The 14,401-nt window shown below is 62.3% G+C and carries 14 protein-coding genes; all 14 read left to right on the plus strand.

Going from position 1 to position 14,401, the window contains the following annotated elements:
- Nucleotides 1-5 precede the first annotated feature (5 nt).
- The 14 genes from BN2476_RS39475 to BN2476_RS39540 all read left to right on the plus strand — a co-directional run bounded on the left by BN2476_RS39475 (nt 6) and on the right by BN2476_RS39540 (nt 14,389).
- A complete protein-coding gene (locus tag BN2476_RS39475) occupies nt 6-818 on the plus strand; it encodes a crotonase/enoyl-CoA hydratase family protein (protein WP_087739600.1) in 813 nt (270 codons plus the stop codon).
- Nucleotides 819-874: 56 nt separating this feature from the next.
- A complete protein-coding gene (locus BN2476_RS39480; protein ID WP_235851162.1) occupies nt 875-2,092 on the plus strand; it encodes a Rieske 2Fe-2S domain-containing protein in 1,218 nt (405 codons plus the stop codon).
- Complete coding sequence (locus BN2476_RS39485) at nt 2,089-2,772, plus strand: RraA family protein (protein WP_087739602.1); 684 nt, start codon at nt 2,089-2,091, stop codon at nt 2,770-2,772. Before BN2476_RS39480 ends, BN2476_RS39485 begins: the two co-directional genes overlap by 4 nt.
- A gap of 3 nt (nt 2,773-2,775) precedes the next feature.
- Nucleotides 2,776-3,432 carry an RraA family protein gene (locus BN2476_RS39490; RefSeq protein WP_087739603.1) on the plus strand — a complete coding sequence of 219 codons (657 nt, stop codon included), beginning with the start codon at nt 2,776-2,778 and terminating at the stop codon, nt 3,430-3,432.
- Complete coding sequence (locus tag BN2476_RS39495) at nt 3,429-4,103, plus strand: 4-carboxy-4-hydroxy-2-oxoadipate aldolase/oxaloacetate decarboxylase (RefSeq protein WP_087739604.1); 675 nt, start codon at nt 3,429-3,431, stop codon at nt 4,101-4,103. Before BN2476_RS39490 ends, BN2476_RS39495 begins: the two co-directional genes overlap by 4 nt.
- Nucleotides 4,104-4,142: 39 nt before the next feature.
- Nucleotides 4,143-5,138 carry a DODA-type extradiol aromatic ring-opening family dioxygenase gene (locus BN2476_RS39500; RefSeq protein WP_087739605.1) on the plus strand — a complete coding sequence of 332 codons (996 nt, stop codon included), beginning with the start codon at nt 4,143-4,145 and terminating at the stop codon, nt 5,136-5,138.
- A gap of 59 nt (nt 5,139-5,197) precedes the next feature.
- Nucleotides 5,198-6,196, plus strand: coding sequence for an amidohydrolase family protein (locus BN2476_RS39505; protein ID WP_087739606.1), 999 nt, complete (start codon nt 5,198-5,200; stop codon nt 6,194-6,196).
- Nucleotides 6,197-6,420: 224 nt separating this feature from the next.
- On the plus strand, nt 6,421-7,575 hold the full coding sequence (locus BN2476_RS39510; RefSeq protein ID WP_087739607.1) for a porin: 1,155 nt from the start codon (nt 6,421-6,423) through the stop codon (nt 7,573-7,575).
- 227 nt (nt 7,576-7,802) lie between these two features.
- A complete protein-coding gene (locus BN2476_RS39515) occupies nt 7,803-9,194 on the plus strand; it encodes a spinster family MFS transporter (protein ID WP_160111840.1) in 1,392 nt (463 codons plus the stop codon).
- A 93-nt stretch (nt 9,195-9,287) separates the two neighbouring features.
- Entirely contained in the window at nt 9,288-10,181 is an 894-nt protein-coding gene (locus tag BN2476_RS39520) for a fumarylacetoacetate hydrolase family protein (protein ID WP_162849294.1), read from the plus strand.
- Entirely contained in the window at nt 10,178-11,128 is a 951-nt protein-coding gene (locus BN2476_RS39525; protein WP_087739609.1) for a cupin domain-containing protein, read from the plus strand. The genes BN2476_RS39520 and BN2476_RS39525 overlap by 4 nt, the downstream gene beginning before the upstream one ends.
- 24 nt (nt 11,129-11,152) lie before the next feature.
- Complete coding sequence (locus BN2476_RS39530) at nt 11,153-12,343, plus strand: FAD-dependent monooxygenase (RefSeq protein ID WP_087739610.1); 1,191 nt, start codon at nt 11,153-11,155, stop codon at nt 12,341-12,343.
- Nucleotides 12,344-12,354: 11 nt separating this feature from the next.
- Nucleotides 12,355-13,560 carry a CaiB/BaiF CoA transferase family protein gene (locus BN2476_RS39535; RefSeq protein ID WP_087739611.1) on the plus strand — a complete coding sequence of 402 codons (1,206 nt, stop codon included), beginning with the start codon at nt 12,355-12,357 and terminating at the stop codon, nt 13,558-13,560.
- 10 nt (nt 13,561-13,570) lie between these two features.
- Entirely contained in the window at nt 13,571-14,389 is an 819-nt protein-coding gene (locus BN2476_RS39540; protein WP_087739612.1) for a citryl-CoA lyase, read from the plus strand.
- The last annotated feature ends 12 nt before the right edge of the window (nt 14,390-14,401 follow it).

Consider the following 14,401-nt stretch of genomic DNA (forward strand, 5'->3'; position numbering starts at 1 on the left):
GATCCATGACCACCGATATTTCCACCGCAGCCGAGCGGCTGATCGAGATCCAACGCGAAGATGAGATCGCGCTCGTCAAACTGAATCGTGCTGACAAGCGCAACGCCATCAACGACGCGCTACTCGCCGAACTCGCGGCCGTGTTCTCCGATGGACTCGAGGGCGCGCGCGCCGTCATTCTCCACGGTGACGGCGAGCACTTCTGCGCAGGCCTGGACCTTTTCGAGCTCATGAGCAAGCGCAGCCCCGATGTGCTCGCAGGCATGCGTCGCTCCCGGGCATGGCACCGTACCTTCGACCTGATCCAGTATGGTGAGCTACCCGTCATCAGCGTTCTGAAGGGCGGCGTTATCGGCGGCGGCTTCGAGCTTGCCGCGGCGACGCACGTTCGCGTCGTCGAACGATCGGCGTTCTTTCAGTTGCCCGAAGGCCAGCGCGGCATTTTCCTCGGCGGCAGCGGCTCCGTGCGGATTCCGAGGCTCATTGGCGCCTCGCGGGTAACCGAAATGATGCTCACGGGCAGCGTGCTCAATGTGAACGAGGCGCATCAGATCGGCCTTGCGCATTATGTCGTCGACGATGGTGCAGGCCTTGCAAAGGCGCGCGAGCTGGCGCAGCGCATCGCCGGCAACGCGGCGGCCACGAACTACGCAATCATCAACGGCATCAACCGGATCTCGGAGATGCCAGTCGGCGAGGGACTGTTCGCCGAAACCATGATCACGGCGATGACCCGGTCCGCCAACACGGACGCAGCAAAACGGATTGCCGAATTCTTCGACGGCCGCCGCAACCAGTCTGCCCCCTCGGCAACCTGACGAACCTTACTCTTCGGGATATCTGGTTAAGCAAGCCACGTTATAAGGACACCGAAATGCTATCTAAAGAAGACAACGAGCTACTGACCCGCGTCAGCAATGGCGCGCCGATGGGGCAGATGCTCAAGCAAAACTGGTGGATTCCGGCGGCCTTGTCGGACAAGCTGGAAGCCGGCGGCAAACCACTGCGAGTGCAACTGTTCGGAGAGCAATACGTCGCCTTTCGCGCAACCAATGGCAAGGTCGGTTTCTTCGATGAAGCCTGCCCGCATCGGCGCGCTTCGCTCGCGTTGGGGCGCAACGAAGACAACGCACTGCGCTGCATTTTTCACGGCTGGAAATTTAACGTCGACGGCGTGACGGTGGCCGTGCCGACACAGCCGAACAATGAAGCGGAGTACTGCAAGCACGTACCGCTCAAGCACTATCCGGTGCGGGAGGAAGGCGGCATTGTCTGGGTGTGGCTGGGCGAAGGCGACACGCCCCCGAAATTCCCTGAGCTGCCGCTCGTCGGCCTGCCGCGCGAAAACTTCATCGTATTCCGGCAGAAGGTCAATTCCAACTGGCTGCAGGGCGTGGAGACCACCATGGACTCCGCCCATCTCGGCGTGCTTCACCAGAGCTGGCTCGTCGGCTTCGGCGACATCGAATTCTCGTCGGAAAACATGGCGCCCGTGTATCACATTGCGCAAAAGCCGTTCGGCTTCCGCTATGCGGCCGTACGTGCGCTCAAGGACGGTCGCGCGTACGTTCGCACGAACTCGTTCGTCATGCCGTGGTTCGGCATTGTTTCGCCCAACCAGTCCGACATCCAGGGCGGCAGCATCTTCTTCTCGGTGCCAATCGACGACGAGAACATCTACTACTGGCAGATCACCTATCGCGTCAACGAAAAGCTGGTGCCCAACAAGACGCACGCGTACGAGGACCCCGATTCGTGGCCGCCTTTGCCGCCAGGCCCGCCCGAGGACAACTGGGGGCAGGACCGCGAAGCCATGAAGCAAGGACACTTTACCGGCTTTACGCAGATGCTGGGCACGGAGGACTTCGCTGTCATGGTCAGCATGGGGCCGATCGTGGATCGATCGAAGGAATATCTCGGCGCCGGGGACGGTGCGATTCTGGCGGTGAGGCGCTGTCTTTTGAAGGCTGTGCGCGAATTCATGAACAAATCCGTGCCGACTCTCGCACGCCATGAAGAGATCGACTATCTGACCACTGGCCCGATTTCGGGCGTATTCAACAACGAAGCTGAGTGGCGCGCCCTGCTATGAAAAACGATCTCATACAACGCCTGAAGCGGCTTGACACGTGCGCTGTCTCCGATGCGCTCGATCGTCTCGGCATTACCGGACAAGTCACGACCAGTTTGCCGCGGCGAGCCTCGAATCTGAAGATTGCCGGCACTGCCGTGACCTGCCGGCTCGTACGCGCAGGCGAAGCGGTGCGCAGCGACACGCCCGTTCGCCACCTTGGCACCACGGCCATCGAACTCGCCAACTCCGGCGACATCATCGTCGTCGAACAGCGCACCGGCATCGACGCAGGCTGCTGGGGCGGCATTCTTTCGCTCGCGGCGTCTATCAAGGGTATCGCGGGCGTCGTGGCGGATGGCCCCGTGCGTGACATCGAGGAAGCGCACGAATACAACCTGCCGGTGTTCTGCAGTGCCCTCACGGCACGGACCGCGCGCGGACGGGTCGAGGAAGACTCGGTCAACGCGCCAGTCTGCGTGGGCGGAGTGATCGTGCAGGCCGGCGATCCGGTCATCGCCGACAGCAGCGCGGTTGTGTTCCTGCCTGCAGCCAGGGCGGCCGAGATCATTGCAATGGCGGAGCAGATCGCAGCGCGGGAAGCGGCCATGACGAAGGACCTGCTGGCGGGACGCGCCGTCACCGAGGTGATGGGCAAAGACTACGAGCACATGCTCGTCGGCGACGCAATAAAAGGATGAGTCGTGAGTGACACTAATCTGCAACGCGTCGGCAAGCTGGACACGGCGACACTGAGCGATGCGCTCGATCGATGCGGAATCAACGGCCAGTGCCATCGCATCAAGCCGAGCTCCCCCGATTTTCGCATGGCCGGCCGCGCCTGGACGCTTCGCTACGGCCCCGCAGGCAAACCGGCGGGCACGGTTGGCGACTACATCGATACGGTGCCGGACAACGCCGTCATCGTCCTCGATAACGGCGGCCGCGATGACGCGACTGTGTGGGGTGACATTCTGACCGAAATCGCCCATCGGCGCGGACTCGCGGGCACGCTCATCGACGGCGTCAATCGCGACGTCGCGCTGTGCCGCGAACTCGGCTATCCGGTATATAGCCGCGGCAACTACATGCGTACCGGCAAGGACCGCGTGCAAGTCGAAGCGACTCAGGTTCCCGTCAATATCGGCGGCGCGCGTGTCGTGCCTGGCGATCTCGTGCGCGGCGACGCGGATGGCGTCGTCGTGATTCCGCGAGAACACGAGGCGCGCGTGCTCGACTTGGCCGAGACCATCGAAGCCGCGGAAAACGCCATTCGTGAAGCTGTACGCGCGGGCATGAGCCTGCGCGACGCAAGAGACGCGCATGGCTACCATCAACTGCAGACGCGCGAGGAATCATGAGCGCATCCTTCATCTGCGCGCCGGAACAATTCCCGACCGTCCGCACATCGATCGAGCGTCCGGAAGCACACCTCGTCGCACAAGCATCGGGAATGCCGTCGTCGACGCTGCACGAGGCGCTCGGGCGCATCGGCGCGCTCCCCTCTTCGATTAAACCCGTAGCGCCCGCCATGCGGATCTGCGGACCCGCCGTCGTAGTGCACTCGCCGGGTGGCGACAATCTGTGGCTGCATCGCGCGCTCTACATTGCCGAGCCGGGCGACGTCCTCGTCGTTCACGTGAGCGGCAAGCCTGATTTCGGGTACTGGGGGGAAATCATGTCCACGGCTGCCTGCGAACGCGAACTCGGCGGACTCGTCATCGACGGCTGCGTGCGCGACGCGGATCAGCTCGAAGCGCTCGGTTTCCCGGTGTTTTCGACTGGGCTCAGCATTCGCGGCACCGGCAAGGACCAGGGAGCGCGCGGCTGGATCAACCATCCGGTGCGACTTGGCGACGTCATCGTCCAGCCGGGCGATCTGATCGTCGGCGACCGCGATGGCGTCGTGGCCGTGCCGCGCGAACGAGTTCAGGAAGCGGTGTCCAGCTCCGCCGCGCGCGAAGCCAAAGAGATCACGGTGATGCAGCGCCTGCGCTCGGGCGAGCGCACGCTGGAGCTCTACAACTTCTGAAGCCGGACCGCGCGGTCCGCTCTACGTGGGAAATCTGATATGGCCTGCATCACCCTTGGCATCGGCACTTCGCACAGTCCGATCCTGAATTTGCCCGGCGACAACTGGCAGCGACGCGCTGAAGACGATCTTCGCAGCCGGGCGCTCTACATGCTGGACGGCCGCAAGCTCACTTATGACGAACTCGTCTCGGAGCGCGGTACGCCGTACACCGAAGAGAGCGATCCACGCGACTTTCCCCGGCTCGCCGGCGAAGCCGAAGCCGCCCTGGACCGGATCGAAGCCTATTTGCACGCTGCGCGCCCCGACGTCGTCCTCGTGATCGGTGACGACCAGGATGAACTCTTCGGCTATGACAACCTGCCCGCCATCTCCGTCTATCGCGGCGAGGAGATTGTCATGAAGGAAACGGAGTTGCCTCACCCGAAGCTGACCTGGAGCGACAAGGCGTTCTGGGCGGGCTATGCAATGGATCTGCCTCGCCGCTTCCCCGGCGCACCGAAGCTGGCCGATGATCTGATTCGTGGGCTCATCGCTCGCGGTGTCGACGTCGCGACCAGCAACGATGTGCCTGATCCGCGGCGCCGTGCGTTTGGTCATGCCTATGGTTTCGTCTATCAACGGCTCGTGAAGAACCTTCAGGTGCCGATGTTGCCCGTGCTCCTCAACACGTACTTCCCGCCGAACAACCCGACCTCGGCCCGTTGCCATTACATCGGCACTTGTATCGCCGAGGCGTTGGCCGCGTCCCCTATCGACGCGAAAGTGGCGATCGTCGCCTCGGGCGGCCTGAGTCACTTCCTCTGCGAAGCGGCGTTCGACCGAAAGATCATCGACGCCATCAAGAACCGCGACAAAGACACGTTAACACGTATTCCGCAAGAATCGCTCTGCTCGGGATCGTCCGAAATTCGCAACTGGATCACGATGGCCGGCGCCCTCGGAGAACTCGATTGCGTCTACGACCAGTACATCCCGGTCCACCGCACTCCCGCCGGCACCGGTATCGGCCTCGGGTTCGCGGTCTGGCAGTGACTGCCGCGCCAAACGAACCGCCGTCCACCTGACAACACTATTCTTTATACAACACAGTCATGATCATCGATTGCCACGGCCACGTCAGCGCTCCCGCCGAACTCTGGGTCTACAAAGCCAATCTGCTTTCGCATCTGGGCGCGCACGGACGCCGTATGCCCGAAGTCAGCGACGAGCAGATCGTCCAGGCGATGAATCGCCGGGAAATGGGCCCCTGCGGCCATGTGGAAGCGCTCGACCGGGTCGGCACGGACATGCAGATGCTCTCGCCCCGCCCTTTCCAGATGATGCACAGTGCCAAGCCGGGCAAGCTCGTGCACTGGTTCACGGAAGAGACCAACAACATCATCGCGCGGACCATTGCACTGATCCCCGGCAGATTCGTGCCCGTGGCCGGGTTGCCGCAGGTGGCGGGCGAGCCGGTTGTTCACGCGCTGCCGGAGCTGGAGCGCTGCGTAAAGATGGGCTTTCGCGGCGTGCTCTTCAACCCGGACCCGTACGAGAATACAGGCACCGAAGCGCCGCCGCTTGGTGATCGCTATTGGTATCCGCTTTACGAAAAGCTCTGCGAGCTCGACATTCCAATGCATATTCACGCCACGGGCTCGCATTCGGAACGCTCTCCCTACACCCTGCACTTCGTCAATGAAGAATCGATCGCCGTCTACGGACTCGTGCATTCGAACGTCTTCAATGACTTCCCGTCACTGAAAGTCATCTGCTCGCATGGCGGCGGCTCGATTCCATATCAGATCGGGCGCTTCCAGTCGAGCGCGGGCCGTCGCGGCGTCAATTTCCTCGATGGGATGCGCAATCTCTACTACGACACGGTGCTCTATTCCGAAGAGGCGCTGCGCCTCCTCATTAAAACCGTGGGCTCCGATCGCTGCCTTTTCGGCTCGGAGTGTCCTGGCGTCGGCTCCACGGTCGACAAAACCACCGGGCGCGCACTCGATGACATCCGTCCGACCATCGCAGGTTTCGACTGGCTCAGCCAGAGCGACAAGAAACTCATCTTCGAGGACAACGCACGCAAAGTATTCGGCCTCGCGTGCTGATGGACCGCCAGGTCCGGGTGCGCCAGGCGACAAGGCGCTCACCCTAAGGCCGGCTCAATAGTCCAGTTCTTTTCGGATAACTGATGTTTTTGGATGACGGAAAAGCTGATGTCCTCTAGCAGCGCTTTTTGAACCGGCTCAGTCATGGCAGCCACCGCTTCCAGGCAAGCCGTTTTTTTGCTTTGCACTGCCCTCATAAAACTACGCATACATCGGAGACACGTTTGAAAACCACGCTACTCAATACCACCCTGCGCCGGAGCGCGGCATTGGTATCCTTCGCCGCCCTGCTCGCGGGCGCCTCGACTGCGCACGCGCAGAGTTCAGTTTCACTCTACGGCATTCTTTCCACGGGAGTCGCCTGGGTAAGCAACGTGGGTGGGCACTCGGCCGTCCAGATGATTCCAGGCACCATGCAGAATAACCGTTGGGGCTTGCGCGGCGTTGAGGATCTGGGAGGCGGTCTCAACGCTATCTTCGTGCTCGAAAACGGCTTCGACAGTACCAACGGCAAATTCCAGCAGGGTGGGCGCATGTTCGGACGCCAGGCCTACGTCGGACTTAGCGGCAGGTCGTGGGGTACGGTGACGCTCGGTCGCCAGTACGACATCCCCTTCGATTATCTCGACCGTTTCGAAGCGCCCGTTGCTGCGCTGGGCTTTGCGACACATATTGGCGATAACGACAATGTGTTCGGCAGCTACCGCTATAACAATTCGATCAAGTACCAGTCGCCAACGGTGAACGGCCTGCGTGGCTCGGTGATGTACGCGATGAGCAACGCGCCAGGCCAGTGGGGCCTGAATCGTTCGGTGAGCGCTGGCGCTGCCTACGAAAACGGGCCGCTCAAGCTGGCGGTAGCCGGATTGAATACCAATTATCCGGGCCCAACGCTGAACCCCGGCGGCGCGGTCACTGACGATTACGTCGGGGCGCCGTTCCTGCTGTTCCATACCAGCCCGATCAACAAGAATGTGGGCGTGCGCCGTCAGCGCGAATTCGGCGGCGCCGCGCAGTACAACTTCGGCCCCGTGCGCGTGAACGGAATGATCACGGACGTCCGGTACGATTATCTCGACAACACGTCGCTGCATCTGGACAACTTCGATGTCAACGCTTCGTACTCGGTCACGCCTTATATCGCGCTGGGCGCGGCGTATGTCTACACGAAGGGGCAATATGGCGGCGGAATCAGTACTGCTCCGCACTGGAACATGGGGCAACTCAGCTTGAACTATCTGTTCTCGAAGCGTACGAACGTCTACGTTTTTGCCAACTATCAGCATGCCACCAACGCGACCGCCGACACTTATCTGCTCGCGCCCTCGAGCGGCGCGAATCAGACGGTGGTCGTGGCGGGAATTCGTCACCTCTTTTAGAGCGGCCCCTTTGTCGTATCGCGCCTGCTTCACCAGCTGAAGGACGACGCCTCCGTATTGTGCTCATGAACGGCCGAACGGATGCGTCGAAGTCGTGAAGCGCGGCCATCCCCAAATGAATTGCCGATGCTCTGGAGCACACCATGTTGCCCCGTAATCTCGCTGAAACCACTGCCGACCCGCACGTGAACTCACGTGCGGCCGTTTCCCGACCATACGCAATCTGGGTGCTGTCGCTCACGACATTGATCTACGCGTTCAGCTTCATGGATCGCGTGTTGATGTCGATCGCCGCACCTGCGTTGAAGGCGGAAATGCACCTGACCGACGGCCAGCTTGGCTTGTTGATCGGCCTGGCGTTCGCGCTGTTCTACACCATCCTCGGCATTCCGATCGCGCGGCTCGCCGAGCGTTTCAGCCGGGTGATGATCATATCCGTCACCATCGTCCTCTGGTCGTTGATGACGATCGGATGTGGAACCGCGACGAACTATGCCCAGCTGTTCGCCTTCCGCGCCGGCGTGGGCATCGGCGAGGCCGGTTCAGCACCCGCCGCCTATTCGCTTCTTGCCGACTATTTTTCAGGCAAGCGGCGTTCGTTGATATTCGCACTTTATGCCGGCGGCGTGCCGATCGGCGTGCTGATGGCATCGTTCATCGGCGCACCACTCATCAAGAACTACGGTTGGCAGCACGCGTTTTTCTACGTCGGAATCCCGGGCGTAGTGCTTGGCCTGCTCGCGTTCCTGACGATCAGGGAGCCGGCACGCGGCGCCGCTGGCGCGACCGCGACCGCGACCGCGACCGCGACCGGCGACAGCGTGCCGCGACTCACCGAGGTAATCCGGAGAATGGTGAGCAACCACGCATCGCGCAACATGCTCTTCGCCGTCATGCTGGGCATGTTCGCCATGTCCGCGATCTTCCTCTTTCTGCCCGTCTATTTCGTACGCGTCTACGGCATGAATTTCGGGCAGGCAGGTCTTGCCTTCGGGATCATCGGCGGAGTGGGCGGTCTCACCGGCAACATCCTGAGCGGCTATCTCTCCGACAGGCTCGGAAAACGCAACGCTGCCTGGCATGGTTATGTTCCCGCGCTTGGGTGTATCGCGGCGGCACTGTTGTCGGGCATCGCATTCCTGCAGCCCGTTGCTGCCGCAGGCGTGGCGCTTCTGGTCGGCTTCGCCGTTGGCATGAACTTCTGGAACGGACCGGCCTTTTCGGTGATCCTCTCGCTGCTGGAGCCCCGCATGCGCGCCACGGCATCCGCGTTGACGCTCTCCGCCATGGCACTGGTCGGACAAGGTCTCGGCCCCGGCTATCTCGGCTTTCTCAGCGACTTCTTCGCGAAACGCATCTTCGATCGACCCGATTTCTCGCAGCTCTGCGTGGTCGCGAAGCACGGCGCATCGGCAGGTGCCCATGCGACGGGCGACGTGCCCACGAACATCACCGCGCTGTGTGCTTCCGCGAGTGCCACGGGCCTCAAGTATGCCCTGCTGAGCGCAGTTCCTATCCTGCTCTGGGCCGCCGTTCACTACTGGTTGGCGGGCAGCAAATACGCCAGGCTCAAGGCCGCTGAACAGCAATACAGTCTGCAGGCCAGCCAGAGCGCATGATTTCCGGCCGCCTGACATGACTGCTGGCATCCACAGTCATGTCAGGCGGCACCAGGCAAGCACTAGCGCTGCCTCTTATTACTTTCGACAGCCATGAAAATTGCGCGCTTTAATGAAGGACAACTAGGTATCGTCGTCGACGATCGCTACCTCGTCGATATCACGACTACCGTCGGAGAGGATGCGGCCATGTGGCCGCCCATTGGCGCTACGCGCCTTATCGCAAACTTTGGGCGACTGAAGCCGGTCATCGAGGCCGCGCTCAAACAGCTTCCACGCATGCCGATCGAGGATGTGAAGCTGCTCACGCCGGTGCCATGGCCGAACAAGGTCATCGCCTTTCCGGTGAACTATCACGACCACGGACGGGAAATGCAGGCCAGTTATCGGGCCACGCATCAGGGCTTTTTCCTGAAACCGAACTCGTCGCTGTCCGGCGCGAACGAACCCGTCGTCCTGCCGAACGTACCCACTCGCGAGGTCCATCACGAGTCTGAACTCGCGATTGTCATCGGCAAGCAAGGTCGTGACATTGCGCGCGACGACTGGCAGCAGTACGTGTTCGGCTACGCCTGTCTGCTCGACATGGTCGTGCGCGGACGAGAGGAACGCGTATTTCGCAAGGCTTACGACACCTTCTGCCCCGTTGGCCCATGGATCGTCACGGCTGATGAAGTCGGCGACCCGGCCAATCTGGAAATGAAGCTGTGGGTCAACGACGATCTCAAGCAACACGCCAACACGCGTGACCTTGTGCTCGACATTCCCGGCATGATCGAGATGGCGTCCGCGGTAATGACGTTGTATCCCGGAGACATCGTGGCCACGGGCACGCCAGCGGGCGTCGGGAAAGTCAGCGATGGCGACAAGGTGCGAATCAGGATCGAGCGGGTCGGCGAGATGACCGTTGACATCGTGACGGGCACCGGTGGCGCAACCGAAGTGTTCGCGCAGCCCTACACTCCCGACATCATCAAGCAAAAATGAACGACCACACTGACCTCGACGAACTCTACGCCGCAATCGACGGCCTCCACATGGAGGGCGGATGGCATCGCAAGGCGCCCGCACTGTGGAGCGAACCCCGCGAGAACTTCTTGCCTGCGCTCTGGCGTTATGCCGACGTAAAACCGATTCTCGAACGTGCCGGCGACCTGGTCGATCACCGAATGGCGGATCGTCGCAACCTGACGCTAAGGAACCCCGTGGAAGGGAACCTGTATGCGACGGTACGCACGCTCGTCGGCGCCTATCAGTCGATCAGGCCGGGCGAAGTCGCGGACGCTCACCGGCATACGCCCAATGCGCTGCGGATCATTCTCGAAGGGCACGGCACCTATACGGTCGTCGATGGTGTGCGGGTCGAAATGCGGCCCGGGGACGTTCTCCTGACGCCAGGCTGGTGCTGGCATTCGCATGCGAATGCCGGTCCGGACGACTGCTTCTGGGTGGACGTACTGGACGTGCCGCTCGTCCACCTGCTCGAGCCGATGTTCTTCGAGCGCCACCCCGATAAATTGGAGCAGGACGTAGTGACCGTCGCGGAGTCGCCGATCGCGTTCAGGTGGGAGGCGTCGCTCGAGGCGCTCGATAAGGCCTCGGCGCCCGCGAACGGCATGGCGCAGCGCGAGATCGAACTGGGCGCGCCGGCGATGATGAGCACGGCGATCCACGTTCAACGCATGGGAGCGGAATTCGTGTCGCAACGATACCGCACCACTGCCAATGCGATCTTCACCGTTGTCGAAGGCCGTGGTACGACGCGCTGCGGCGACACGGAAATGCAATGGGAAAAAGGCGACATGTTCGCCATGCCGGCATGGCGCACTTATCAGCACAAGGTAGACGGCGACGCGCATCTCGTACGTGTCAGTGACGAGCCGGTCATGCGCGCCCTGGGCGTTTTGCGCGACGAAGTCTCACCCGCCGTCTAGCCACGTAATACGAGGGGAAATTTCATGCATATCTTGCTAGCAGGTGGTGGAATTGGAGGCCTTGCCGCAGCAGTCGCGTTGCTGCAGCGAGGGATCGACGTCGACGTCTACGAGCGGGCACCCGAGTTGCGGGAAGTCGGCGCGGGTATCCAGATCAGTCCGAATGGAAATGCAGTGCTCGACTCGCTCGGCGTGTTCGAGGAGTTGAGGTCCCTCTCCTGCGATCCGGCGCGCAAGGAGTTTCGCCTCTGGAACACGGGCAAGCCTTGGCCCATGTTCAGTCTCGGCAAGTCCGTAATCGAGCGCTATGGTTATCCTTACCTGACCGTTTACCGGCCGGATCTGCATCAGACGCTGGCTGATCGCGTACGCGCGCTGAAGGCCGACGCGATTCATCTCGACAGCGCGGTGACCGGTTGTGAGCAGAACGACAGCAGCGCGACCTTGATCCTGCAAAACGGGCAGCGCATCACGGGAGACGCGTTGATCGGTGCCGACGGTGTGCGTTCGGTCGTCCGCAACGCATTGTGGCCCGACACCGATGCGGCGTTCTCAGGCATGGTGACGTGGCGGGCGTTGATCCCGATGACGAGTTTGCCCGAGCATATGCGCGAATCGGTCGGGTCGACCTGGATCGGACCGGGCGGCCATGCCGTCAATTATCCGCTGCATCGGGCCGAAATCATGAATTTCGCTGCCACGATCGAAGGCAAACGCTGGACGGCTCAAGCGAGCTTCGAACAAGGCACCGTCGAAGAGTGCCTCGACGATTTCAAGGGTTGGCACGAGGACGTGCAGACCATGATCAAGCTGGCGCCGAATCTGCTGAAGTGGGGGCTAATGAAACGCGAGCCGATCCCGCAATGGACGCAAGCGCGCATTTCGCTGCTTGGCGATGCCGCACACGTGACGTTGCCGTTCCTCGCGCAGGGGGCAGTCCACGCTATCGAGGATGGCATGGTACTGGCGCGTTGCCTCGCGGGTGCGAAGCCGTCAGACATTCCGGCGGCGCTATTGCGTTACGAACATGCACGAATCGAACGCACAAGCCGGATGGTGCGAGGCGCGACGGACAACACCGAGCGCTTTCACAGTTCAGAACTCGCGACTGAAGCTTCGGCGGCCCAATACCTGGAACGGGAATGGAGTGCCGCGCCGATAGCCGAGCGCTACGACTGGCTCTATTCCTACAACGCGAATACCGTCGAGATCTAGTTAGGACATTCATGAGCAGCAAACTACTGACGGGCGTCAGGGTGCTCGATCTGACCAACGTGCTGGCCGGCCCGTTCGCCGGCTATCAGCTCGCATTGCTCGGCGCCGACGTCATCAAGGTCGAGACACCGGACACCGGCGACCTCGCACGCCAGCTCGGCGCCGACACCGCGCTGAACCAGCGCGGGATGGGCACGTCCTTCCTCGCGCAGAATGCCGGCAAGCGTTCGCTGTCGCTGAACCTGAAAAGCGAAGGCGGCAAGGCGATTTTCCGGCGCCTCGTGGCCAGCGCGGACGTCGTGCTGGAAAACTTCCGGCCCGGCGTGATGGACCGGCTCGGCCTCGGCTACGACGCGTTGCGCGAAGTGCGCGACGACCTCATCTACTGCGCGATCTCCGGCTTTGGGCAGAGCGGGCCGCTCGCGTCGGCGCCCGCGTACGACCAGATCATCCAGGGGCGCTCCGGCGTGATGAGCGTGACGGGTGACGCGCACTCGGCACCGCTGCGTGTCGGCTATCCGGTATGCGACACGATCGGCGGCATCACCGCCGCGTTCGCGATCGCGAGCGCGCTCGTGCGGCGCCAGCGCGACGGCGTCGGCGGCTTTATCGACGTGTCGATGCTCGATTCGGCAATCGTCACGATGGGCTGGATCGTGTCGAACCAGTTGATCGCCGGACGCAGCCCGATCCCGATGGGCAACGACAACTTCACCGCGAGTCCGTCCGGCACATTCCGGACTAAAGAAGGATTACTCAACATTGCGGCGAACAAGCAGGAGCAGTTCGAAACGTTGTGCCGGCTGCTCGGCGCGCCGGAGCTCGTTTCCGACCCGCGCTTTGCCGAACGCGAGGCGCGCAAGCTGAACCGCGCGGCGCTCACCGAGGCGATCGAGGCGCATCTCGCCGCGCACGACGCGCAATGGTGGGAAACGCGCCTGAACGACGCCGGCGTGCCCGCCGGTCAGGTGCTGGACATATCGCAGGCGCTCGCGCAGCCACAGGTGTCCCATCGCGAGCTGACGATGACATTGCCAATCAACGATCCTGAGCGGGACAGCATCACCGTCACGCGCAGCGGATTCCAGGTCGACGGCGCGCCACAGTCGGTCGAGCACGGGCCGCCGACGCTCGGACAGCACAGCGACGAAATCCTCCTCGACGCGGGGTTCACGATGGACGAGATCGCGCTGTGGCACAAGAACGGAACGATATAGGCGAGACGACATGAACATCCCGTATGAGAAAGCCTTCGACTTGCTGGCGCAGGTCAAGGCGTGGTGGACCACGCGAATCATCGATATCCGGCCCGGTGTCATCCGCATCAAGGGCCGGCCGATCGAGACGCTGATCGGCAACGTCGGTTACGCGCAGATGGTGTGGCTAATGCTGCGCGACGACGAGCCGACGCCCGCGCAGCTCGCATTGCTCGAAGCGGCGCTGGTGGCGGCTGTGGATCACGGTCCTCAGGCGCCGTCGATATCGATCGCGCGGATGAGCGTGACGTGCGGCGTGCCGCTGAACGCCGCAATGGCGTCGGCGATCAACGTGCTCGATGGCGTGCACGGGGGCGCCGGCGAGCAGTGTCTGCAACTCTACAAAGACGCCCTTGCGAAGGCTGCGACGCAGCCGCTCGAACAGGCGCTCGACGCGGCACTCGCGGAATTCACTGCGGCGCACGGAAAGATGATTCCCGGCTTCGGCCATCGCTTTCATCCCGTCGATCCGCGCTCGGTGAGGCTGCTCGCACTCGTGGACGATGCGCAGCGTCATGGCGTCGTCGCGGGCCGTCACGCAGAAGTCGGGCGTTTGATCGAACGCACGCTCGAACGGCGCACCGGCAAGCAGCTTCCGATGAACATCGACGGCGCGACCGCGGTGATCTACGGCGAACTCGGCTTTGAACCGGCGCTCGCGCGAGGGCTGTTCATCCTGTCGCGCTCGGTCGGCATCCTCGCGCATGCGTGGGAGCAAAAGCAGCAAGGCGGCCGGATCAAAGGGCCGCTGCCGCCCGCGCTCGGCTACACGTACGCCGGCAAGCATTGAGCACTTCTCTAC

Origin of the sequence: Paraburkholderia piptadeniae, from assembly GCF_900007165.1 — a bacterium.
GTDB classification, from domain to species: domain Bacteria; phylum Pseudomonadota; class Gammaproteobacteria; order Burkholderiales; family Burkholderiaceae; genus Paraburkholderia; species Paraburkholderia piptadeniae.

What these genes read in the sequence shown, in the direction of transcription:
- BN2476_RS39475 (WP_087739600.1), top strand. Translation starts at nt 6, where the DNA reads ATGACCACCGATATTTCCACCGCAGCCGAGCGGCTGATCGAGATCCAA.
- BN2476_RS39480 (WP_235851162.1), top strand. Translation starts at nt 875, where the DNA reads ATGCTATCTAAAGAAGACAACGAGCTACTGACCCGCGTCAGCAATGGC.
- BN2476_RS39485 (WP_087739602.1), top strand. Translation starts at nt 2,089, where the DNA reads ATGAAAAACGATCTCATACAACGCCTGAAGCGGCTTGACACGTGCGCT.
- BN2476_RS39495 (WP_087739604.1), top strand. Translation starts at nt 3,429, where the DNA reads ATGAGCGCATCCTTCATCTGCGCGCCGGAACAATTCCCGACCGTCCGC.
- BN2476_RS39500 (WP_087739605.1), top strand. Translation starts at nt 4,143, where the DNA reads ATGGCCTGCATCACCCTTGGCATCGGCACTTCGCACAGTCCGATCCTG.
- BN2476_RS39505 (WP_087739606.1), top strand. Translation starts at nt 5,198, where the DNA reads ATGATCATCGATTGCCACGGCCACGTCAGCGCTCCCGCCGAACTCTGG.
- BN2476_RS39520 (WP_162849294.1), top strand. Translation starts at nt 9,288, where the DNA reads ATGAAAATTGCGCGCTTTAATGAAGGACAACTAGGTATCGTCGTCGAC.
- BN2476_RS39525 (WP_087739609.1), top strand. Translation starts at nt 10,178, where the DNA reads ATGAACGACCACACTGACCTCGACGAACTCTACGCCGCAATCGACGGC.
- BN2476_RS39530 (WP_087739610.1), top strand. Translation starts at nt 11,153, where the DNA reads ATGCATATCTTGCTAGCAGGTGGTGGAATTGGAGGCCTTGCCGCAGCA.
- BN2476_RS39535 (WP_087739611.1), top strand. Translation starts at nt 12,355, where the DNA reads ATGAGCAGCAAACTACTGACGGGCGTCAGGGTGCTCGATCTGACCAAC.
- BN2476_RS39540 (WP_087739612.1), top strand. Translation starts at nt 13,571, where the DNA reads ATGAACATCCCGTATGAGAAAGCCTTCGACTTGCTGGCGCAGGTCAAG.